The organism is Streptomyces sp. NBC_00236 (genome assembly GCF_036195045.1).
GTDB lineage: Bacteria > Actinomycetota > Actinomycetes > Streptomycetales > Streptomycetaceae > Streptomyces.
This window is the reverse complement of the sequence record NZ_CP108100.1, coordinates 3,643,736-3,665,961: the sequence shown is the minus strand read 5'-3', so window position 1 is coordinate 3,665,961 and position 22,226 is coordinate 3,643,736. Positions and strand designations below refer to the sequence as shown.

Below are 22,226 nucleotides of genomic sequence, written 5' to 3'. Positions count from 1 at the left end.
ACGATGCCCCAGCTGAGGTCCCGCACAGTCACCCACGGACGCAACATGGCGGGCGCGCGCGCCCTTATGCGCGCCTCGGGCGTAGCGAGCGAGGACATCGGCAAGCCGATCATCGCGGTCGCCAACTCCTTCACGGAGTTCGTCCCGGGCCACACCCACCTCGCCCCCGTCGGCCGGATCGTCTCCGACGCGATCAAGGCGGCGGGCGCGGTGCCCCGCGAGTTCAACACCATCGCGGTGGACGACGGCATCGCCATGGGCCACGGCGGCATGCTCTACAGCCTGCCCTCCCGCGATCTCATCGCCGACAGCGTGGAGTACATGGTCGAGGCGCACTGCGCCGACGCGCTGATCTGCATCTCGAACTGCGACAAGATCACCCCGGGCATGCTGATGGCCGCGATGCGCCTCAACATCCCCACGGTCTTCGTCTCCGGCGGTCCGATGGAGGCCGGCAAGGCCACCCTCGTGGACGGCACGGTCCGCAAGCTCGACCTGGTCAACGCGATCAGTGACGCGGTCGACGAGAGCATCTCCGACGAGGACATCCTCCGTATCGAGGAGAACGCCTGCCCCACCTGCGGCAGCTGTTCCGGCATGTTCACCGCCAACTCGATGAACTGCCTGACCGAGGTCCTCGGCCTCTCCCTCCCCGGCAACGGCTCCGTCCTCGCCACGCACACCGCCCGCAGGGCGCTGTACGAGGACGCCGGCCGCACGGTCGTCGAGATCACCAAGCGCTACTACGAGCAGGACGACGAGACGGTCCTGCCGCGCTCCATCGGCACCCGCGCCGCGTTCGACAACGCGATGGCGCTGGACATCGCCATGGGCGGCTCGACCAACACGATCCTGCACCTGCTGGCCGCCGCCGAGGAGGCGGAGCTGGCGTACAACCTCGACGACATCAACGAGGTCTCGCGCCGGGTCCCGTGCCTGTCCAAGGTCGCTCCCAACGTGGCCCCCGGCGGTACGTACTACATGGAGGACGTCCACCGGGCCGGCGGCATCCCCGCCCTCCTCGGTGAGCTCCACCGCGGCGGTCTGCTGAACGAGGACGTGCACTCGGTGCACTCCGACACGCTCGCCGAGTGGCTCAAGAACTGGGACATCCGCGGCGGCTCGCCGTCCCCCGAGGCCGTCGAGCTGTGGCACGCGGCCCCGGGTTGCGTCCGCTCCGCGACCGCCTTCTCGCAGTCCGAGCGCTGGGACACCCTCGACCTGGACGCGGCCGGCGGCTGCATCCGCGACGTGGCGCACGCGTACTCCAAGGACGGCGGCCTCGCGGTCCTCAAGGGGAACATCGCCGTGGACGGCTGCGTCGTGAAGACGGCCGGCGTCGACGAGTCGATCTGGACCTTCGAGGGTCCGGCGGTCGTCTGCGAGTCCCAGGAGGACGCCGTCGACAAGATCCTCCGCAAGGAGATCACGCACGGCGACGTCGTCGTCATCCGTTACGAGGGCCCGCGCGGCGGCCCCGGCATGCAGGAGATGCTCTACCCCACCTCCTTCCTCAAGGGCCGCGGCCTCGGCAAGACCTGCGCGCTGATCACCGACGGCCGCTTCTCCGGCGGTACGTCGGGCCTGTCCATCGGCCACGCCTCGCCCGAGGCGGCGTCCGGCGGCACGATCGCGCTGGTCGAGGACGGAGACCGGATCCGGATCGACATCCCGAACCGTTCGATCGAGCTCCTCGTCTCCGACGACGAGCTCGCCACCCGACGTGAGGCGCTGAACGGCGTGTACGCGCCGAAGAACCGCGAGCGCAAGGTCTCGGCGGCGCTGCGCGCCTACGCGGCCATGGCGACGAGCGCGGACCGCGGCGCCGTCCGCGACGTCTCCAAGCTGGGCTGAGCCACCCGCTTCCGCGGGTCCCCTGCGGGGTGCGGGGTGCTGTGGTGCGGGGTTCCGTCCTCAATCGCCGGACGGGCTTGAGTTGTGCGGGTGCCCCGCGGGGTGCGCCTTGACCCCCGGGTGGGGTCCGGTGCCCCTCCGGGGCGTCTCCTCAAACGACGAACGTTTCCAGTCCCACGCAGCGGACCCCGGTATCCGTTCGTCGTCCTGCGGGGACTCCCCTGCACGGCCCCGGACCGGCCGCCTTGCGTCTGCGACAGCAGTCCCACCGGCGTGCAGACGCAGGCGATGCCGGGTGGGGGCGTGCAGGGGAGTCCCCGCAGAAAATGGCGTACGACCCGGGTCGTTCGCGTACCGGGGTGCACACGCCATTTTTGAGGAGTCTCCCCGGAGGGACCCCACCCCCGCCCACCGGACAGGGGCGCACCCGCACCCACCGGGCGCACCCGCACCCCGCGAGGGGACCCGCACCCACCGGGGGCACCCGCACCCCGCGAGGGGATCCGCACCCCGCGAGGGGATCCGCACCCCGCGAGGGGATCCGCACGGTTGCTCCGGACTTCGCCCCGACCCTGGGACAATCGGTCGCGTGACCGAGAACAGCGACACCCCCGACGGCACGGCTCCCGGCACCCCCGAGTCCGGCGCGACGCCCACCAGCACCCCCGCGACCGCCCCCGGCCCGCAGCCCGAGCCCATCCGCTTCTTCGGCACGACCTGGGTCGCCCACGACGGCAACTACGGGCTCCGCCGGGCCGGAGTCGCCATCGGATCGCTCGCCGCCGCGGTCGCCTCCTGCTTCGTGCTCCGCTTCGCCTACCAGGGCCTGGAGATCGCCGATGTCGGCAGCTTCGTCGGCCTGCTGGTCGTCCTGATGTTCGCCATCTGCAGCGCCGTCGCGTTCCGTAAGACGTGGGAGGGCTTCAGCCGCCGCCCGGCCGATCCGGCCCGCGAGGACACGCTGCGCGGCCTCAAGACCATCGGCTTCATCGGCTCGCTCCTCGCGTACTTCTTCCGTACGTTCACCGAGGCGCCGGGCGAGAAGCTCCGCCGCGCGGAGTACGAGGCGGCCCAGGTCCGGTTCGCGAAGCGCCGTTCCTCCCGGACCGGCAATCCGGCGGCACGCAAGGCGCCCCGGGCGAAGAAGTCCCGGCGCAAGTAGGCCCTGCGGGGCCACGATGGCCCCATGACCGAAACGGACTCCCCGGAACGCGCCGCGCGCCCCTCGCGCGCCCTGTCCTTCGACGGGGCGGCCGCCCAGTACGCCGCTGCCCGCCCCGGCTACCCGGCCGCCCTGTTCGATGCCGTCGAGGAGCTCGCGGGCCTGCCCCTGCGCGGCGCCCGCACGCTCGACGTGGGCGCGGGCACCGGAATCTCCACCCGACGCCTCCATGAACGCGGCGCCCGCGTCGTCGCCGTGGAGCCGGGGCCCGGCATGGCGGCCGAACTGCGCCGGTCCCTCCCGCACGTTCCGCTGGTGCGGGCCGACGGCAACGGCCTCCCCTTCGCCGACGCCTCGGCCGACCTGATCACGTACGCGCAGTCGTACCACTGGACCGACCGCGCCCGCTCCACCCCCGAGGCCCTGCGCGTCCTGCGTCCGGGCGGCGCGCTCGCTCTCTGGTGGAACGTCGCCGACCACGCCGTCCCATGGGTCGCCGACCAGGACACCCGGCTGCGCCGCTTCTTCCGCGACGAAGCCGGGGCCGAGGACGAAAGCGCCCACGGCTCGCCCGCCCGCACCCGCGGTCTGCTGCCCGAGCTCGCCTTCGTGCACCGGCGCATCCCCTGGACCCGGCGCATCCCCCTGGCCACCCACCTCGCCAACCTCGGCAGCCACTCCGCGTTCCTGGTCCTCGGCGCGGAACCCACCCGGCGCTTCCTCGCCGAAGAACGCGAGCGCCTCACGCCGCTCTTCCCGGACGGCGCGGTGGAGGAGGCGTACGTCGTCGACCTGAACGTGGCCGCCCGCTGACCGCCCCACCCCGCCCGGTCCCTTGACGGCGCCGCCTCACCGGGACCAGAATTCATCACATGATGAATTCTTCGGGCGTCGCCATCGAGGCCCGTGGCCTCACCGTCGTACGAGGCAGCCGCACCGTCCTGAAAGGCCTCGACTTCACCGTCGAACCCGGCAGGATCACGGGCCTCCTCGGCCCCTCCGGCTGCGGCAAATCCACCCTGATGCGGGCCGTCGTCGGCACCCAGGCCAAGGTCACCGGCACCCTCGACGTCCTGGGCAGCCCGGCGGGCCACCCGAGCCTCCGCCCACGGATCGGGTACGTCACCCAGGCCCCGTCCGTCTACACCGACCTCACCGTCCGGCAGAACCTCGACTACTTCGCGGCGATCCTCCAGCCGGGCCGCCGGCATCGGGAGGACCGCCGCGCGGCCGTTGCCCGCGCGATCACCGAGGTGGACCTGAGCAGCCACGCCGGCGACCTCGCGGGCACCCTCTCCGGCGGTCAGCGCACCCGCGTCTCCCTCGCCGTCGCGCTGCTCGGCACCCCCGAACTCCTCGTCCTCGACGAACCCACCGTCGGCCTCGACCCGGTGCTCCGGCGCGACCTCTGGAGCCTCTTCCACGGCCTCGCCGCCGACCGCGGCACGACCCTGCTCGTCTCCTCCCACGTCATGGACGAGGCCGAGCGCTGCCACCGGCTGCTCCTGATGCGCGAAGGCGAGATCCTCGCCGACGACACCCCCGAGGCCCTGCGCCGGGGCGCCGGCACCGACACCGTCGAAGAAGCCTTCCTCCACCTGGTCGACGCGGCCGCCACCCGTCAGGAGAACGCCCGATGAGTACGACGACCACCGCCACCCCGCCCCTGAGCGCGGCCCGCACCCTCGCCACCGCCGGCCGGGTCCTGCGCCAGCTGACGCACGACCCGCGCACGGTCGCGCTCCTGCTGCTGATCCCGGTCCTGATGATCACGCTGCTGCGGTACGTGTTCGACGGGAGCCCGCAGACGTTCGACTCCATCGGCGCCTCGCTCCTCGGCATCTTCCCGCTGATCACGATGTTCCTGGTGACCTCGATCGCCACCCTGCGCGAGCGCACCTCGGGCACCCTGGAGCGCCTCCTCGCCATGCCGCTCGGCAAGGGCGACCTGATCGCCGGCTACGCGCTGGCCTTCGGGGCCGTCGCCATCGTCCAGTCGCTCCTGGCCACGGCCCTCTCGGTCTGGGCCCTCGGCCTGGACGTCACCGGTTCGCCGTGGCTGCTGCTCCTGGTCGCCCTGCTCGACGCCCTGCTCGGCACGGCGCTCGGCCTGTTCGTCTCGGCCTTCGCGGCGTCCGAGTTCCAGGCAGTCCAGTTCATGCCGGCCGTGATCTTTCCGCAGCTCCTGCTCTGCGGACTCTTCATCGCCCGGGATCAGATGGCTCCCGTCCTCGAAGCGATCTCGAACGTCCTGCCCATGTCGTACGCCGTCGACGGCATGAACGAGGTCCTCCACCACACCGACGTCACGGGGGACTTCATCCGTGACGTCGTGATCGTGGCCGGCTGCGCCCTCCTCGTCCTCGGTCTCGGCGCAGCCACCCTCCGCCGCCGCACCACCTGACGGGCCGGTGCGAGGATGACGCCACGAGAACCGTGAGCACCGCCCGGAGGGTGAAGCGCATGACCCAGACAGTTGCAGTCCTCGGCACCGGCAAGATCGGCGAGGCCCTGCTCAGCGGCATGATCCGGGCCGGCTGGCGTCCGGCGAACCTGCTGGTCACCACCCGCCGCTCCGAGCGTGCCGCCGAGCTGCACGACCGCTACGGCGTCGACGCGGTCACCAACGCGGAGGCCGCCAAGCGCGCCGACATCCTCATCCTCGCGGTCAAGCCCCAGGACATGGGCCGCCTCCTGGACGAACTCTCCGCACACATCACAGCGGACCGCCTGGTCATCAGCGCCGCGGCCGGCATCACGACCGCCTTCATCGAGGAGCGCCTCACCACCGGCACCCCGGTGGTCCGCGTCATGCCGAACACCCCCGTCCTGGTCGACGAGGGCATGTCCGTCATCTCCGCGGGCAGCCACGCCACCACCGAACACCTCGCCACGGCTGAGTCGATCTTCGGAGGCGTCGGCAAGACCCTGCGCGTCCCCGAGTCCCAGCAGGACGCGGCCACCGCCCTGTCCGGCTCGGGCCCCGCCTACTTCTACTTCCTCGTCGAGGCGATGACGGACGCCGGCATCCTGCTGGGGCTGCCCCGCGCCCAGGCCCACGACCTCATCGTGCAGGCCGCCATCGGCGCCGCCGTGATGCTTCGCGACAGCGGCGAGCACCCGGTCAAGCTCCGTGAGGCCGTCACCAGTCCGGCCGGCACCACGATCAGCGCCATCCGCGAACTGGAGAACCACGGCGTACGCGCCGCGCTCATCGCCGCCCTCGAAGCGGCCCGCGACCGCAGCCGCGAGCTGGCCTCCGGCAACGGCTGACCTACCCCGCGGCAGCGATCAGCTCCGCACTGCGCACCACCTTCGCGAACCCACCGCCGTGCAACGACACGGCGGTGGCCCGCGCCAGCTCCTGCGCACCGAGCGTCCACCCCCACGGACCGGTCCCGTCGAAGGTGTACGTCGCATCGAGCGCGAAGAACACCTCGTACCCCAGGTTCCCCGCCATCCGCGCCGTCGTCTCCGCGCACATATTGGTCTGGATCCCGGCCACCACGATCTGCCGCACTCCTGCGGCGTCCAGCCACGCCCCCAGATCCGGTGTCCCGTAGAACGCCGAGTTCACGCTCTTCGTCACGAACAGTTCCGCTCCGCCGCCCTTTCCCCGCCGCTCCTCCACGTACGGCTTGAAGTCGTTCCCGGGGTATCCCACCCGCAAGGGCGAATCGGGCTTGGGCGAGTCATGCCGTACGAAGACGACGGGCCGACCGCTCGACTGCCAGGCATCGATCAGCCCGGCGATGTTCTCGTCCGCCGCGGGATTGTTCCGCGGCCCCCAGTACTCCTCCTCCTCGAATCCCTGCTGCACATCCACCACGACCAGCGCTGCGTTCTCCGTGATCTCCATGGCTACGATCCTGCCGCCCGGGACCTCGGCCGCCCAGAGGTCAAAAAGCCATCGATCGATGCTTTACTGCCACCATGCAGACGCCCGGGACACCTCGTCCCGCCCCCACCCGGATCGCCCTCGTCTCCTTCCCCGGTGTCCGGGCGTTCGATGTCTCGGTCATCACGGAGGTCTGGGGCGTGGACCGCACGGACCGTGGAGTCCCGCCGTTCGACCTGCGCCGCACCGCGGCCACCGACGCCCCCATCCCGTTGCGCGGTGGCCTCTCCCTGACTCCCGACCGCACGCTGAGCTGGCTGGCCCGCGCCGACCTGATCGTCGTCCCGGGGCTCGACGACCATGTGACGCCGGCCCCGGAACCGGTCCTCGCGGCCCTGCGCCGCGCTCATGCCCGTGCCACGCCCATCGCGGCCCTCTGCGGAGGCGCCTTCACCCTGGCCCAGGCGGGTCTCCTGGACGGCCGACGGGCAGTCACCCACTGGAACCTCACCGAGCTCCTGCGCACCAGTCATCCCGCGGTGACCGTCGTACCGGACGCCTTGTTCGTCCACGACGACGATCTCTGGACGTCTGCCGGCACGGCAGCCGGTATCGACCTCTGCCTCCACCTCGTACGGACGACCCACGGAGCCGAGGCGGCGGCGACGATCGCACGCTCGATGGTCACGGCCCCCTTCCGCACCGGCACACAGGCTCAGTTCATCGAGCACCCCACGCCGCACACCGACCGCGATGCCGACACGCTCGCCGATGTCCGCGCCTTCGCCCTGACCCGCTTGGCGGATCCGCACACGGTGGCGGAGCTGGCCGACCGGGCCGGCATGTCGCCGCGCTCCTTCGCCCGCCATTTCCAGGCGAGCACCGGCACCACACCACTGCGCTGGCTGATCGCCCAGCGCATCGCAGCAGCTCAGAAGCTGCTGGAGCGCACCGACCTCCCGCTGCCCGAGGTCGCCCGCCGCACGGGCTTCGGCAGCGAGATCACCATGCGCCAGCACTTCGCCACCCACCTGGGCACCAGCCCCCGCGACTACCGGCTCGCCTTCCACCGCACCCCGACAGGGACCGGGGTTGACACGCCCACCTCGCATCCGTAGTGTGCTCCGAGTTGTCCGACGTGAGCGCCGACCCCGGTCGGTCCCCGGACAGCCATTCCGCAGTAACCACAACGAGCGAGCGACAGCTGTCGCCTGCCTCTGCGTGCGCATTCGCGAAATGAGGAATCCGCGTTCGAAGGAACGTGACCCCGATTAGCGTCGGGGCCCCGGATTCCGCTAACGTCTCACTCGTCGGAACGGCCCAACGGCCGCGAGGACAAGCCCCGCTGACTGGGAATCAGGCCCGAAAGGATCTGATAGAGTCGGACTCGCCGGAAAGGGAAAGCGCGAAAGCGAAGAACTGGAAAGCGAAATGCGAGACCCGCTTCGACCGGGAATCGGACACGAAAGAGTCTGATAGAGTTGGAAACGCAAGACCGAAGGGAAGCGCCCGGAGGAAAGCCCCAGAAAATGTTCTGAGGGTGAGTACAAAGGAAGCGTCCGTTCCTTGAGAACTCAACAGCGTGCCAAAAGTCAACGCCAGATATGTTGATACCCCGACCTGTTTCGGCAGGTTCGAGGTTCCTTTGAAAGTCCTAACAAGTCTTCGGGCTTGGTAGGCAATGCACACAGCGAGGACATAGCGAACGGCCGGTCATATTCCGACTTGGTCGTTCCGCTCTCGTGGTGTCTACCCGATTACGGGAAAACATTCACGGAGAGTTTGATCCTGGCTCAGGACGAACGCTGGCGGCGTGCTTAACACATGCAAGTCGAACGATGAAGCCTTTCGGGGTGGATTAGTGGCGAACGGGTGAGTAACACGTGGGCAATCTGCCCTTCACTCTGGGACAAGCCCTGGAAACGGGGTCTAATACCGGATAATACTTTCCCTCTCATGGGGGAAGGTTAAAAGCTCCGGCGGTGAAGGATGAGCCCGCGGCCTATCAGCTAGTTGGTGGGGTAATGGCCTACCAAGGCGACGACGGGTAGCCGGCCTGAGAGGGCGACCGGCCACACTGGGACTGAGACACGGCCCAGACTCCTACGGGAGGCAGCAGTGGGGAATATTGCACAATGGGCGAAAGCCTGATGCAGCGACGCCGCGTGAGGGATGACGGCCTTCGGGTTGTAAACCTCTTTCAGCAGGGAAGAAGCGAAAGTGACGGTACCTGCAGAAGAAGCGCCGGCTAACTACGTGCCAGCAGCCGCGGTAATACGTAGGGCGCAAGCGTTGTCCGGAATTATTGGGCGTAAAGAGCTCGTAGGCGGCTTGTTGCGTCGGTTGTGAAAGCCCGGGGCTTAACCCCGGGTCTGCAGTCGATACGGGCAGGCTAGAGTGTGGTAGGGGAGATCGGAATTCCTGGTGTAGCGGTGAAATGCGCAGATATCAGGAGGAACACCGGTGGCGAAGGCGGATCTCTGGGCCATTACTGACGCTGAGGAGCGAAAGCGTGGGGAGCGAACAGGATTAGATACCCTGGTAGTCCACGCCGTAAACGTTGGGAACTAGGTGTTGGCGACATTCCACGTCGTCGGTGCCGCAGCTAACGCATTAAGTTCCCCGCCTGGGGAGTACGGCCGCAAGGCTAAAACTCAAAGGAATTGACGGGGGCCCGCACAAGCAGCGGAGCATGTGGCTTAATTCGACGCAACGCGAAGAACCTTACCAAGGCTTGACATCGCCCGGAAAGCCGTAGAGATACGGCCCCCCTTGTGGTCGGGTGACAGGTGGTGCATGGCTGTCGTCAGCTCGTGTCGTGAGATGTTGGGTTAAGTCCCGCAACGAGCGCAACCCTTGTTCTGTGTTGCCAGCATGCCCTTCGGGGTGATGGGGACTCACAGGAGACTGCCGGGGTCAACTCGGAGGAAGGTGGGGACGACGTCAAGTCATCATGCCCCTTATGTCTTGGGCTGCACACGTGCTACAATGGCCGGTACAATGAGCTGCGATGCCGCGAGGCGGAGCGAATCTCAAAAAGCCGGTCTCAGTTCGGATTGGGGTCTGCAACTCGACCCCATGAAGTCGGAGTTGCTAGTAATCGCAGATCAGCATTGCTGCGGTGAATACGTTCCCGGGCCTTGTACACACCGCCCGTCACGTCACGAAAGTCGGTAACACCCGAAGCCGGTGGCCCAACCCCTTGTGGGAGGGAGCTGTCGAAGGTGGGACTGGCGATTGGGACGAAGTCGTAACAAGGTAGCCGTACCGGAAGGTGCGGCTGGATCACCTCCTTTCTAAGGAGCATCTAGATTCCGCAAGGAATCCAGAGCCACTACGCCGGCAAATGTTCGGCGGTGGTTAGCTCATGGGTGGAACGTTGACTATTCGGCACGGTTGGCTGGTTTTCGTAAGTACTGCTTCGGCGTGGAACACGTAAACGGGTTGACTGTGTCGGGCACGCTGTTGGGTATCTGAAGGTACGGCCGTCATGGTCGTCCTTCGGTTGCCGGCCCCGGTAAAGCACTGCGTAAGTGGTGTGTGACGGGTGGCTGGTCGTTGTTTGAGAACTGCACAGTGGACGCGAGCATCTGTGGCCAAGTTTTTAAGGGCGCACGGTGGATGCCTTGGCACCAGGAACCGATGAAGGACGTGGGAGGCCACGATAGTCCCCGGGGAGCTGTCAACCAAGCTTTGATCCGGGGGTTTCCGAATGGGGAAACCCGGCAGTCGTCATGGGCTGTCACCCGCTGCTGAACACATAGGCAGTGTGGAGGGAACGAGGGGAAGTGAAACATCTCAGTACCCTCAGGAAGAGAAAACAACCGTGATTCCGGGAGTAGTGGCGAGCGAAACTGGATCAGGCCAAACCGTATGCGTGTGATACCCGGCAGGGGTTGCGCATGCGGGGTTGTGGGATCTCTTTTTCATGGTCTGCCGGCCGTGAGACGAGTCAGAAACCGTTGATGTAGGCGAAGGACATGCGAAAGGTCCGGCGTAGAGGGTAAGACCCCCGTAGCTGAAACATTAACGGCTCGTTTAAGAGACACCCAAGTAGCACGGGGCCCGAGAAATCCCGTGTGAATCTGGCGGGACCACCCGTTAAGCCTAAATATTCCCTGGTGACCGATAGCGGATAGTACCGTGAGGGAATGGTGAAAAGTACCGCGGGAGCGGAGTGAAATAGTACCTGAAACCGTGTGCCTACAAGCCGTGGGAGCGTCGCTGTATGTGCTTGCACATGCAGTCGTGACTGCGTGCCTTTTGAAGAATGAGCCTGCGAGTTTGCGGTGTGTTGCGAGGTTAACCCGTGTGGGGAAGCCGTAGCGAAAGCGAGTCCGAATAGGGCGATTTAGTAGCGCGCTCAAGACCCGAAGCGGAGTGATCTAGCCATGGGCAGGTTGAAGCGGAGGTAAGACTTCGTGGAGGACCGAACCCACCAGGGTTGAAAACCTGGGGGATGACCTGTGGTTAGGGGTGAAAGGCCAATCAAACTCCGTGATAGCTGGTTCTCCCCGAAATGCATTTAGGTGCAGCGTCGTGTGTTTCTTGCCGGAGGTAGAGCACTGGATAGGCGATGGGCCCTACCGGGTTACTGACCTTAGCCAAACTCCGAATGCCGGTAAGTGAGAGCACGGCAGTGAGACTGTGGGGGATAAGCTCCATGGTCGAGAGGGAAACAGCCCAGAGCATCGACTAAGGCCCCTAAGCGTACGCTAAGTGGGAAAGGATGTGGAGTCGCAGAGACAACCAGGAGGTTGGCTTAGAAGCAGCCACCCTTGAAAGAGTGCGTAATAGCTCACTGGTCAAGTGATTCCGCGCCGACAATGTAGCGGGGCTCAAGCGTACCGCCGAAGTCGTGTCATTCCAGCATGTACCCCCAACGGGGGCTGGGATGGGTAGGGGAGCGTCGTGTGCCGGGTGAAGCAGCCGCGGAAGCGAGTTGTGGACGGTTCACGAGTGAGAATGCAGGCATGAGTAGCGATACACACGTGAGAAACGTGTGCGCCGATTGACTAAGGGTTCCTGGGTCAAGCTGATCTGCCCAGGGTAAGTCGGGACCTAAGGCGAGGCCGACAGGCGTAGTCGATGGACAACCGGTTGATATTCCGGTACCCGCTTTGAAACGCCCAATACTGAATCAGGCGATGCTAAGTCCGTGAAGCCGGCCCGATCTCTTCGGAGTTGAGGGTAGTGGTGGAGCCGACGAACCAGACTTGTACTAGGTAAGCGATGGGGTGACGCAGGAAGGTAGTCCAGCCCGGGCGGTGGTAGTCCCGGGGTAAGGGTGTAGGCCGTGTGGTAGGTAAATCCGTCACACATTAAGGCTGAGACCTGATGCCGAGCCGATTGTGGTGAAGTGGATGATCCTATGCTGTCGAGAAAAGCCTCTAGCGAGTTTCATGGCGGCCCGTACCCTAAACCGACTCAGGTGGTCAGGTAGAGAATACCGAGGCGTTCGGGTGAACTATGGTTAAGGAACTCGGCAAAATGCCCCCGTAACTTCGGGAGAAGGGGGGCCATCACTGGTGAGGGAACTTGCTTCCTGAGCTGGGGGTGGCCGCAGAGACCAGCGAGAAGCGACTGTTTACTAAAAACACAGGTCCGTGCGAAGCCGTAAGGCGATGTATACGGACTGACGCCTGCCCGGTGCTGGAACGTTAAGGGGACCGGTTAGCTGACTTTCGGGTCGGCGAAGCTGAGAACTTAAGCGCCAGTAAACGGCGGTGGTAACTATAACCATCCTAAGGTAGCGAAATTCCTTGTCGGGTAAGTTCCGACCTGCACGAATGGCGTAACGACTTCTCGACTGTCTCAACCATAGGCCCGGTGAAATTGCACTACGAGTAAAGATGCTCGTTTCGCGCAGCAGGACGGAAAGACCCCGGGACCTTTACTATAGTTTGATATTGGTGTTCGGTTCGGCTTGTGTAGGATAGGTGGGAGACTTTGAAGCGGCCACGCCAGTGGTTGTGGAGTCGTCGTTGAAATACCACTCTGGTCGTGCTGGATGTCTAACCTGGGTCCGTGATCCGGATCAGGGACAGTGTCTGATGGGTAGTTTAACTGGGGCGGTTGCCTCCTAAAGAGTAACGGAGGCGCCCAAAGGTTCCCTCAGCCTGGTTGGCAATCAGGTGTTGAGTGTAAGTGCACAAGGGAGCTTGACTGTGAGACCGACGGGTCGAGCAGGGACGAAAGTCGGGACTAGTGATCCGGCAGTGGCTTGTGGAAGCGCTGTCGCTCAACGGATAAAAGGTACCCCGGGGATAACAGGCTGATCTTCCCCAAGAGTCCATATCGACGGGATGGTTTGGCACCTCGATGTCGGCTCGTCGCATCCTGGGGCTGGAGTCGGTCCCAAGGGTTGGGCTGTTCGCCCATTAAAGCGGTACGCGAGCTGGGTTTAGAACGTCGTGAGACAGTTCGGTCCCTATCCGCTGTGCGCGTAGGAATATTGAGAAGGGCTGTCCCTAGTACGAGAGGACCGGGACGGACGAACCTCTGGTGTGCCAGTTGTCCTGCCAAGGGCATGGCTGGTTGGCTACGTTCGGAAAGGATAACCGCTGAAAGCATCTAAGCGGGAAGCCTGCTTCGAGATGAGTATTCCCACCCTCTTGAAGGGTTAAGGCTCCCAGTAGACGACTGGGTTGATAGGCCAGATGTGGAAGCCCGGTAACGGGTGGAGCTGACTGGTACTAATAGGCCGAGGGCTTGTCCTCAGTTGCTCGCGTCCACTGTGTTAGTTCTGAAATAACGAACGGCCGTGTTTATTTCCGGTGTTGGTTAATTTCATAGTGTTTCGGTGGTCATTGCGTTAGGGAAACGCCCGGTTACATTCCGAACCCGGAAGCTAAGCCTTTCAGCGCCGATGGTACTGCAGGGGGGACCCTGTGGGAGAGTAGGACGCCGCCGAACTCCTTTTGAATAGTTAAGCCCCGTGCCCTTGTGGCACGGGGCTTTTCTGCGTTCCGACCGTTTAAGGTCATGGCATGCGCTACGAACTGGTCATCTTCGACAACGACGGTGTGCTCGTGGACAGCGAGCCGATCTCCAACACCATCCTGGCCGGCTACCTCACAGAGCTCGGTCACCCCACCTCGTACGAGGAGTCCCTCCGCGACTACATGGGGTCCGCCGTGCACCGCGTGCACGACCTCGTCGAGGAACGGGGCGGGGAGAAGCTGCCCGCGGACTTCGACGACACGCTCCACTCACGGATCTTCGCCGCGTTCCAGCGGGAGCTGGAACCCGTCCCCGGCGTGCAGGAGGTGCTGGGGGAGCTCGTCGCCGACGGGATCCCGTACTGCGTCGCCTCCTCCAGCAGCCACGAGCGGATCCGGGTCAGTCATCACCGGACCGGGCTCGATCAGTGGTTCGAGGAGGAGTGGATCTTCTCGGCCGAGGACGTGGGCCGGGGGAAGCCGGCGCCCGACCTGTTCCTCTTCGCCGCCGAGCGGATGGGTGTCGCTCCCGAACGGTGCGTCGTCATCGAGGACAGCCCGCTCGGCGTGGAAGCGGCCCGGGCCGCGGGCATGGACGTGTACGGGTTCACGTCGATGATGCCGGCGGACCGGCTGGCCGGTGTGACCGGGCATTTCTCCGACATGGGACAGCTGCGGGAATTGCTTGCCTGACGCGTCTACCCATGGGTAGAGACTGGCCCTACGCTCGCGCCCATGACAGACGCACGTTTGCGGCACGGCAGAGCCTCCCTTGCACTGAGCTTCTTCGTGCAGGGCGTCACCTTCGCTCTCCTCGTGACCCGGATCCCCGCCATTCAGGACCGGTACGGGATATCCGACGGCCTGCTGCCCGTGTTCCTCGCCGCCGTGCCGATCCTGGCCGGTGTGGGCAGCGTGGTCACCGAGAAGGTGGTCGCACGGGTACGACCGAGGGTCGTCCTGCGGTGGGCGCAGCCGGTGGTGCTGCTTGCGCTGCTCGGCGTCGGTGCCGGGAGCGAGGTGTGGGAAGCGGCCCTGGCGCTCGGTGTGTTCGGGCTGTCCGTGGGTGCGCTGGACGCCTCCATGAACATGATGGGGGTCAGTCTCCAGCGGGCGTACGGGCGTTCCATCATGCTCGGCTTCCATGCCGCGTACAGCCTGGGCGGGATCGCCGGGGCGTCCATGGCGTGGGCCGGAGCGCACTGGGATCTCTCGCTGCTGGTCTCGTACCTTCCGGTGGTCGTCGTGCTGCTGCCCGTCGCGTTCGTCGGGAGCCGGTGGTACGTCGAGGGGAAGCAGGAGGACGAGCAGCAGCAGGGTGCGGCGCGGGGTGCGGCCGGGGCGGTCTCGTTCAAGCTCCTGATGCCGCTCTGTCTGGTGATGTGTTTCGCGTACATCGGGGACTCGACGGTCTCCAACTGGAGTGCGAAGTACCTCCAGGACGTGCTGGGGAGTTCGGAGCAGCTCTCGACGGTCCCGTACAACGTCTACATGGTGACGACGCTGCTGGGGCGGGCCGTCGGGGACTTCGGGGTGCGGCGGTTCGGTGCCGTGGCCGTGGTGCGGTTCGGGAGTGTGCTGGCCGCTGCCGGGTTCGGGGTGGTGGCCGTCGCGGGTGGGGCCTGGGTGGGGATGCTCGGGTTCACCATGCTGGGGCTGGGGCTCTGCGTGATCGTGCCGCAGACCTTCGCGGCCGCCGGGCGGATGTTCCCCGGGGCGAGCGATACCGCCATCGCCCGGCTGAACATCTTCAACTACGTGGGTTTCCTTGTCGGCTCGCCCCTGGTGGGGGCGCTCGGGGACGCGTGGAGCTACCGGGGCGCGATGCTCGTGCCCATGGTGCTGGTGCTCGCGACGCTGGTGTACGCCAAGTCGTTCGGCCCGGAGCCTGCCCGATACGGTGGCGGGCATGAGCGGCCGCGCACAGTTGATGTGGGATGACGCAGTAACGGGATACGACTTCGGGGACAGTCATCCCATGGACCCGGTCAGGCTCGCCCTGACGATGGGCCTGGTACGGGCGTTCGGTCTCGACCGTGCAGTGGATGTCGTGGCGGCCAAGGCGGCCGGGGACTCCACGCTGCGGCTCGTGCACCGGTCGGACTACGTGGCGGCCGTGCGGGCCGCGTCCGCCGATCCCCGGGCCGCGGACCAGAAGTACGGGATCGGGACGACGGACGATCCGGCGTTCGCGGGGATGCACGAGGTTTCGGCGCTGATCGCCGGACAGTCGGTGGCGGCGGCCGAGGCCGTGTGGCGGGGCGAGACCGGGCACGCCGTCAACTTCTCCGGCGGGCTCCATCACGCCATGCCCGGCGGCGCTGCGGGATTCTGCATCTACAACGATCCGGCGCTCGCCATCGCGCGGCTGCTGGAGCTGGGGGCGGAGCGGGTCGCGTACGTCGATGTGGACGTGCATCACGGTGACGGGGTGCAGGCGGCGTTCTGGGAGGACCCGAGGGTGCTGACCGTCTCGCTGCACGAGCACCCGCGCACCCTGTTCCCGCAGACCGGGTGGCCGGAGGAGACCGGTGCCGGGGCGGGTGAGGGCGGTGCGGTCAATGTGGCGCTGCCGGCCGGCACGGGCGACGCGGGATGGCTGCGGGCGTTCCACGCGGTGGTCCCGGAGCTGCTGGCGGACTTCCGGCCGCAGGTGCTGGTGACGCAGCACGGGGCGGACACGCACTTCGAGGACCCGCTGGCCCATCTCGCCGTGTCGCTGGACGCGCAGCGGGCCGTGATGGCGGCCTGCCACGATCTGGCGCACGAGTACGCGGACGGGCGCTGGGTGGCGCTCGGCGGGGGCGGTTACGCGGTGGTGGACGTGGTGCCGCGGTCCTGGACCCATCTGGTGGGGATCGCCGCGCACGCGCCCGTGGATCCGGAGTCGGTGATCCCGTCGTCCTGGCGCGACGAGGTCTACGCCAGGACCCGGCAGTTGGGCCCGGCCCGGATGACGGACGGGCGTACTCCGTCGTGGAAGGCGTGGGAGGACGGTTACGACCCGGCGGACCGGCTGGATCAGGCGGTGCTCGCGACCCGGCGTGCGGCGTTTCCGCTGCGGGGGCTGCTGACCTGACGGCCGGAACGGTGGCGCGTTCCGGTTACGCCAACTGTGGGGCGGAATCCGGGTTTTGGCCCCCGGGCGCCGGCGGTGGGGGAGCATCGGCAGGGTGTTGAGCACCGGAGCGCTGCGTGCGCATCTGCTGGCGGCCCGGCTGGCCGGGCCCGTGGCCACCTCGCGGGAGACGAGCCTGCGGAGTTATCGGCTGTTCGCGGCCAGGGACCCGCGGGTGACGCTCGGACTCGACCCCGGACGGGGGTGGGGGGAGCGGGACCTGCTGCGGCTCATGGCCGACAAGTGCGGGGTCTCGGACGACCCGGCCCATGTGTCGGGTCCCGACGTGATCGATCCGGAGCGGACGATGGCGGGTCTTGACGCGTTTGCCGAGCGTTTGTCGGACGCGGCGGTCCGGCGGGCGCCGGTGCTGTTCGGGACGGGGCATCCGCATCGGCTGATCGGCTTCTACGCAGCGCTGGCAGACGCGCTGTCGGCGGTCGGGTGTGCCGTACTCACCCCCGCGCAGGGGCGACGTATCGACATAACGACCCGGTTCGGGGTACGCACGTACCACCTCGACTACGTACGGGGAGTCGCGCTGGTGCGCGAACCCGGCGCGCGGGTGCCCGGTGGTGGCACCGGCGCACACACCCACTCACCGCTGCCGCTGAGGGTGGCGCTGGAGGCTGCCGCGGAGGCCCGCGGGCCGCTGCCGGAACTGGTCGTGGGGGACCACGGCTGGGTCTGCGGGGCAGGTCAGCTGGGCATCGAGGCGATCGGCCTGGCGGATACGGACGATCCGGCGCTGTTCGTCGGGGAGGCGGAGGGCCGGGTGGCGGTCGCCGTTCCGCTCGACGACGGCGTGCGGTCCGCGTACTACCTGCCGCTGACGCGCTATGTGCTCAATCGGGCGTGTCTGTCACAGTAGGCGGCCGATCGTCTCTCCTCTTCCCCACTCGCATCACCCGCCCCTAATCTGGGGAGTGAGCGCACAACGACGAAGAGTCACCGGAGGGGAAGCCGGTGCGCGTCTCGTGCGGAAGGTACAGGTGGGTCATGGCTGCTGACAGCGAGAGGCCTCTCAACGAGGTCAAGTTTCTGACCGTGGCGGAAGTCGCCTCGGTCATGCGAGTGTCGAAGATGACCGTGTACCGCTTGGTGCACAGCGGTCATCTGCCGGCGATCCGGGTGGGAAGGTCCTTCCGGGTGCCGGAGCAAGCGGTTCACGAGTATCTCCGCGAGTCCTTCGTGGGGGTGGGGACGGCCTGACGTTCCCCTCGGATTACGTACCTCACGCGGTGGCGGGTAGGCTAGGCCGACGTAGGTCGTGTGGGCCCAGACGCCCCGCACCAGTGAAGAAGAAGTGAGCGAGGGTAGTCGTGGGCTCTGTTATCAAGAAGCGGCGTAAGCGGATGGCCAAGAAGAAGCACCGCAAGCTGCTCAAGCGCACGCGCGTTCAGCGTCGCAACAAGAAGTAAGCGAACGCAGTTCGTGAGATCCGCAGCCCTTTCGCCGATGAGGCGGGAGGGCTGCGGTGCTGTGCGGGCCCGGTACGCGGCGGTGTGGACGGCGGGTGCGCACATTCGGGCCAAGACGCGGGAGAACGCAGCCGCGCAGACGTCACAGGGCAACATCCACCCGCTACGGTGACGACCGGGGGAGTGCCTTTTCGCGGGCGCCCCTTCCACTCACCTCACGGGAGACCGACGGAAGGCGCTGATCTTGGGGAAGGTCGTGCTCGTCACGGGAGCGGCCCGGCAGCTGGGCGGCCGGTTCGTGCGGCGCATCCAGCGTGAACCGGATGTGGACCGGGTGATCGCGGTCGACGCGGTCGCGCCCGGGGACCGGCTGGGCGACGCCGTCTTCGTGCGCGCGGACATCCGCCAGCCCGCCATCGCCAGGGTCCTCGCCGAGCACATGGTCGACACGGTCGTGCACCTGGACGTCAGCGGCAAGGCGCTCGGGGCCCAGGGGCGTACCGCGGTCAAGGAGACCAACGTCATCGGCACGATGCAGTTGCTCGGCGCCTGTCAGAAGGCGCCGTCGGTCCGGCGGATGGTGGTCAAGTCCAGTACGGGCGTGTACGGCTCCGCGCCCCGCGATCCGGCGGTCTTCCACGAGACGACGCCGCCCAAGTCGCTGCCCGGCGGTGGCTTCGCGAAGGACGCGGCGGAGGTCGAGGGGTACGTGCGGGGCTTCGCGCGCCGCAGGCCGGACGTGGCCGTGTGCGTGCTGAGGTTCGCGAACATCCTGGGGCCCGACCCGGACTCGCCGCTCGCCGACTATCTGGCGCTGCCGGTCCTGCCGACGGTGTTCGGGTACGACCCGAGGCTCCAGTTCGTCCACGAGGACGACGTCCTCGACGTTCTCGGCATCGCCTCGGGCGAGCCGCGGCGCGGGACGCTGAACAGCGGCACGTTCAACATCGCGGGGGACGGGGTGCTGCTGCTCTCGCAGTGCGCGCGGCGGCTGGGGCGGCCGACGATGCCGCTGCTGCTGCCCGCGGTCACGTGGGTCGGGCAGGCGCTGCGTACGGTCGGCATGACGGACTTCTCGCCGGAACAGATCCGGCTGCTCACCCATGGCAGGGTGGTCTCCACGGTCCAGATGCGCGAGACCCTGGGCTTCCGCCCGCGGTTCTCCACGGCGGAGACCTTCGCCGAGTTCGCGCGCAGCCGTGGGCCGGGGCTGCTGCCGCCCGCGGTGGTGGGCCGGGCCGTCGACAGGCTGGCCGCGCTGCCGTTCGCCGGGGGGACCGGCAGGGCCCCGGGGAGCAGCGGCGACACACACCCGACTCCGAGCGCCAGGTAGAGGAGCGCACCGACGATGGCGGATGCCAAGGTCATTCCGTTCGACGACGACCGTTCGCGGTCGGGGGGTGTGGCGCGTGCCGCGCGCCGGCGGCCCTCGGGACGCGGCACAGGGTCCGTCAGCGCCCTGCCCGGACAGCCGGGTACCTCGCCGCCACCGGAGGGGCAGGAGGAGGCTGTGGTGGTCTCTGAGGGCCCGGGTGGTGGTGGCTGGGACCGGCGGATCGCGGGCGGGCTCGCGTTCCTGCGGCGGCGGGTCACGGGCGAGTACGACGTCGACGAGTTCGGTTACGACGAGGAGCTCACCGACCAGGTCCTGATGTCGATGCTGCGGCCGGTGTACGAGAAGTACTTCCGGGTCGAGGTGAAGGGCATCGAGAACATCCCGTCGGACGGCGGGGCGCTCATCGTGTCCAACCACTCGGGGACGCTGCCGCTGGACGGGCTGATGCTCCAGGTCGCGGTGCACGACAACCATCCGGCGGGGCGGCATCTGCGGCTGCTCGCGGCGGACCTGGTCTTCATGCTGCCGGTCGTGAACGAGCTGGCCCGCAAGGCCGGGCACACGCTGGCCTGTGCGGAGGACGCGGAGCGGCTGCTGCGGCAGGGCGAGGTCGTCGGTGTGATGCCGGAGGGGTTCAAGGGCATCGGCAAGCCGTTCGGCGAGCGGTACAAGCTCCAGCGCTTCGGGCGGGGCGGCTTCGTGTCCACGGCGTTGCGGGCCGGGGTGCCGATCGTGCCGTGCTCGATCGTGGGGGCGGAGGAGATCTACCCGATGATCGGCAACTCGAAGACGCTGGCGCGGCTGCTGGGCATTCCGTACTTCCCGATCACGCCGACGTTTCCGTGGCTGGGGCCGCTGGGGGCCCTGCCGTTGCCGACGAAGTGGACGATCCAGTTCGGTGAGCCCATTCCCACGGACGGGTATCCGGTGGAGGCGGCGGAGGATCCGATGCTGATGTTCAACCTGACGGATCAGGTGCGGGAGCAGATTCAGCACACGCTGTACAAGTTGCTGGTGCAGCGGCGTTCGGTGTTCTTCTGACGTTGTGCGGGTGCGGTGCGGGTGCCGGTGCGCCCTGGGCGCGGGCTTTGTCCTCAATCGCCGGACGGGCTTGGTTCGTGCCCGTCCGGCGATGTTTATCAGTTCTTGTCGTCCTGGGCGTCGATTCCCAGGCCGCCGATCAGGCCGGGGAGCAGGGGCGGCAGGGTGATGTCCGGCGACGGGGTCGTGCTCGGTGTGTCCTGGGACGGTGTGGTGGCGTCGGGGGACGGCGGGTCGAAGAGGCCGTCCGTGCCGCCGCCGATCAGGCCGTCCGCGGGGCTGCTGCCCGAGCCCGACGGGCGGGGCGAGGAGCTGGTACCCGTACCGCCGTCGTGCGTGCCGGAGGGCGACGAGGGCGACGGGGCGTGCGAACGGGAGGACGGCGCCGAGCCGTTGCCGGTGGTGCCGGACTCCTTGGATCCGCTGTCCGTCTCCGGGGGGCGGGGGAGCAGCGACTGCAGCGGTTCGACCTCTTGGTCTATGGCTGCGAAGACCGAGCTCACCTGGTCGCCGATGTCGGTCAGCTGTACGGGGAGGCGGTCGCGGAGGTTGCTCCAGCTGTCGCGGTGGGTGCGGGAGAACGACTCGAGGGTCTGGATGGGGCCGATCGCGCCGTCGCGTTCGTAGGCGGCGTGGAGCAGGCGGTGGCCCTCCGTGGCGTCGTGGGTCATGCGGCCCAGCGTGCGTCGGACCTCGCCGAGCTGCTCGTGGTCCAGGTCGCCGGAGCGGGCGCGCTCCATCAGCCTGCGGGCTTCGCTGAGCCGGGTCGAGGCCTGGTCCAGGTAGACCTCGCCGCGGTCGGTGTCACTGTCGGCGAGGCCGAGGTGGATGTCCTCCATGCCGCGCTTCAGCCCGTAGAGGGAGTCACCCGGCAGGGCGTCGGAACTGGCAGCGGCCACTCCGCCGAAGGCTCCCGCGGCCACACCGACGGTGAGTCCGCCGGCCGCGAGGCCCTTCGTCCAGCGGGATCTGGGGCGCAGTTTCCGGAGTGGCGAGGCCCGGTGGGCCCCCTTGCCCCGTTGTTCGGGCACCGTAGGGTCCGCGGACGCGCCGCCCTCGGCGAACATGGCCTCCATGGCGGCGACGAGCTGGGCTCGCTGCACCACTTTGACCTCGGGATCCAACTCCGGCTTCGGTAGCTCACCGAGGCCGTTCGCCAGGGCCAACAGCGGTCCGGGGCCGGCCTGTTCGGCCGGGTCCTCGGGCTGTACGGCCGCCGCACCGCGGAGCGACTGCTCCTCCAGGGCCTGGGCGAAGGCGTTCGCCCGCCGGTGTGCCGAAACGTTTGCGATCACTGGCGGCACCTCCTCTCGTCATGACGGTCGACTCCCCTGTGGGTCCGGAAGGTTGCACACCTTGAGCGCATCCACACGATTGAGTGAGTGTCTGCGGACATGGAGTGACGACAGGGAGCCTGCAACCGGCACAACGAGCGGCGCGGCATTGGGGTTACGCACGAAAGATGATCGGACCAGTGCGTGATGAACATGTCGCCGAGAGTGACTCGGTCCGGGG

17 protein-coding genes and 3 rRNA genes are annotated in these 22,226 nt (G+C 67.3%); 18 read left to right on the top strand and 2 right to left on the bottom strand.

Going from position 1 to position 22,226, the window contains the following annotated elements; all coding sequences use genetic code 11:
• Positions 1–3: 3 nt before the first annotated feature.
• The 6 genes from ilvD (at position 4) to proC (ending at position 6,289) form a co-directional block, all read left to right on the top strand.
• Positions 4–1,854, top strand: a complete 1,851-nt coding sequence (gene ilvD, locus OG446_RS16415) for a dihydroxy-acid dehydratase (RefSeq protein ID WP_328894752.1) — start codon at positions 4–6, stop codon at positions 1,852–1,854.
• Between the two features lie 589 nt (positions 1,855–2,443).
• The gene (locus OG446_RS16410; RefSeq protein WP_328894751.1) at positions 2,444–3,016 is read left to right on the top strand and encodes a hypothetical protein; all 573 of its coding nucleotides are present in this window, start codon (positions 2,444–2,446) and stop codon (positions 3,014–3,016) included.
• A 24-nt stretch (positions 3,017–3,040) separates the two neighbouring features.
• Positions 3,041–3,829 (top strand): class I SAM-dependent methyltransferase, encoded by a 789-nt coding sequence (locus OG446_RS16405; RefSeq protein WP_328894750.1) that lies wholly within the window; start codon positions 3,041–3,043, stop codon positions 3,827–3,829.
• Positions 3,830–3,888: 59 nt separating this feature from the next.
• Complete coding sequence (locus OG446_RS16400) at positions 3,889–4,656, top strand: ABC transporter ATP-binding protein (protein WP_328894749.1); 768 nt, start codon at positions 3,889–3,891, stop codon at positions 4,654–4,656.
• Positions 4,653–5,420, top strand: coding sequence for an ABC transporter permease (locus OG446_RS16395; RefSeq protein WP_328894748.1), 768 nt, complete (start codon positions 4,653–4,655; stop codon positions 5,418–5,420). The genes OG446_RS16400 and OG446_RS16395 overlap by 4 nt, the downstream gene beginning before the upstream one ends.
• A gap of 59 nt (positions 5,421–5,479) precedes the next feature.
• A complete protein-coding gene (gene proC, locus OG446_RS16390) occupies positions 5,480–6,289 on the top strand; it encodes a pyrroline-5-carboxylate reductase (protein ID WP_328894747.1) in 810 nt (269 codons plus the stop codon).
• Position 6,290: 1 nt separating this feature from the next.
• Here the strand turns inward: proC and OG446_RS16385 are convergent, their stop codons facing one another.
• The gene (locus tag OG446_RS16385; RefSeq protein WP_328894746.1) at positions 6,291–6,875 is read right to left on the bottom strand and encodes a cysteine hydrolase family protein; all 585 of its coding nucleotides are present in this window, start codon (positions 6,873–6,875) and stop codon (positions 6,291–6,293) included.
• A 74-nt stretch (positions 6,876–6,949) separates the two neighbouring features.
• Here OG446_RS16385 and OG446_RS16380 point away from each other — a divergent pair, with 74 nt between their 5' ends.
• From OG446_RS16380 to OG446_RS16325, 12 genes are all read left to right on the top strand, one after another.
• Positions 6,950–7,972, top strand: coding sequence for a GlxA family transcriptional regulator (locus OG446_RS16380; RefSeq protein WP_328894745.1), 1,023 nt, complete (start codon positions 6,950–6,952; stop codon positions 7,970–7,972).
• A gap of 652 nt (positions 7,973–8,624) precedes the next feature.
• Positions 8,625–10,150: ribosomal RNA gene (locus OG446_RS16375) — 16S ribosomal RNA — on the top strand.
• Between the two features lie 298 nt (positions 10,151–10,448).
• A 23S ribosomal RNA gene (locus OG446_RS16370) occupies positions 10,449–13,573 on the top strand.
• A gap of 79 nt (positions 13,574–13,652) precedes the next feature.
• A 5S ribosomal RNA gene (gene rrf, locus OG446_RS16365) occupies positions 13,653–13,769 on the top strand.
• Together the 16S, 23S and 5S rRNA genes form the textbook arrangement of a ribosomal RNA operon.
• 74 nt (positions 13,770–13,843) lie before the next feature.
• Positions 13,844–14,488: an HAD family hydrolase gene (locus OG446_RS16360; RefSeq protein WP_328894744.1), complete on the top strand. Its 645-nt coding sequence runs from the start codon at positions 13,844–13,846 to the stop codon at positions 14,486–14,488.
• A 42-nt stretch (positions 14,489–14,530) separates the two neighbouring features.
• A complete protein-coding gene (locus OG446_RS16355; protein ID WP_328894743.1) occupies positions 14,531–15,736 on the top strand; it encodes an MFS transporter in 1,206 nt (401 codons plus the stop codon).
• Positions 15,705–16,874: an acetoin utilization protein AcuC gene (locus OG446_RS16350; protein WP_328894742.1), complete on the top strand. Its 1,170-nt coding sequence runs from the start codon at positions 15,705–15,707 to the stop codon at positions 16,872–16,874. Before OG446_RS16355 ends, OG446_RS16350 begins: the two co-directional genes overlap by 32 nt.
• 94 nt (positions 16,875–16,968) lie before the next feature.
• A complete protein-coding gene (locus OG446_RS16345) occupies positions 16,969–17,784 on the top strand; it encodes a phosphatase (protein WP_219573527.1) in 816 nt (271 codons plus the stop codon).
• Between the two features lie 128 nt (positions 17,785–17,912).
• Positions 17,913–18,125, top strand: a complete 213-nt coding sequence (locus OG446_RS16340) for a helix-turn-helix domain-containing protein (protein WP_123460011.1) — start codon at positions 17,913–17,915, stop codon at positions 18,123–18,125.
• A 110-nt stretch (positions 18,126–18,235) separates the two neighbouring features.
• The gene (locus OG446_RS16335) at positions 18,236–18,334 is read left to right on the top strand and encodes a 30S ribosomal protein bS22 (protein ID WP_003948845.1); all 99 of its coding nucleotides are present in this window, start codon (positions 18,236–18,238) and stop codon (positions 18,332–18,334) included.
• 244 nt (positions 18,335–18,578) lie between these two features.
• The gene (locus OG446_RS16330; RefSeq protein WP_328894741.1) at positions 18,579–19,667 is read left to right on the top strand and encodes an NAD-dependent epimerase/dehydratase family protein; all 1,089 of its coding nucleotides are present in this window, start codon (positions 18,579–18,581) and stop codon (positions 19,665–19,667) included.
• A 15-nt stretch (positions 19,668–19,682) separates the two neighbouring features.
• A complete protein-coding gene (locus OG446_RS16325; protein ID WP_328894740.1) occupies positions 19,683–20,711 on the top strand; it encodes a lysophospholipid acyltransferase family protein in 1,029 nt (342 codons plus the stop codon).
• A 98-nt stretch (positions 20,712–20,809) separates the two neighbouring features.
• Here the strand turns inward: OG446_RS16325 and OG446_RS16320 are convergent, their stop codons facing one another.
• Positions 20,810–22,006 carry a DUF5667 domain-containing protein gene (locus OG446_RS16320; RefSeq protein ID WP_328894739.1) on the bottom strand — a complete coding sequence of 399 codons (1,197 nt, stop codon included), beginning with the start codon at positions 22,004–22,006 and terminating at the stop codon, positions 20,810–20,812.
• Positions 22,007–22,226: the final 220 nt, after the last annotated feature.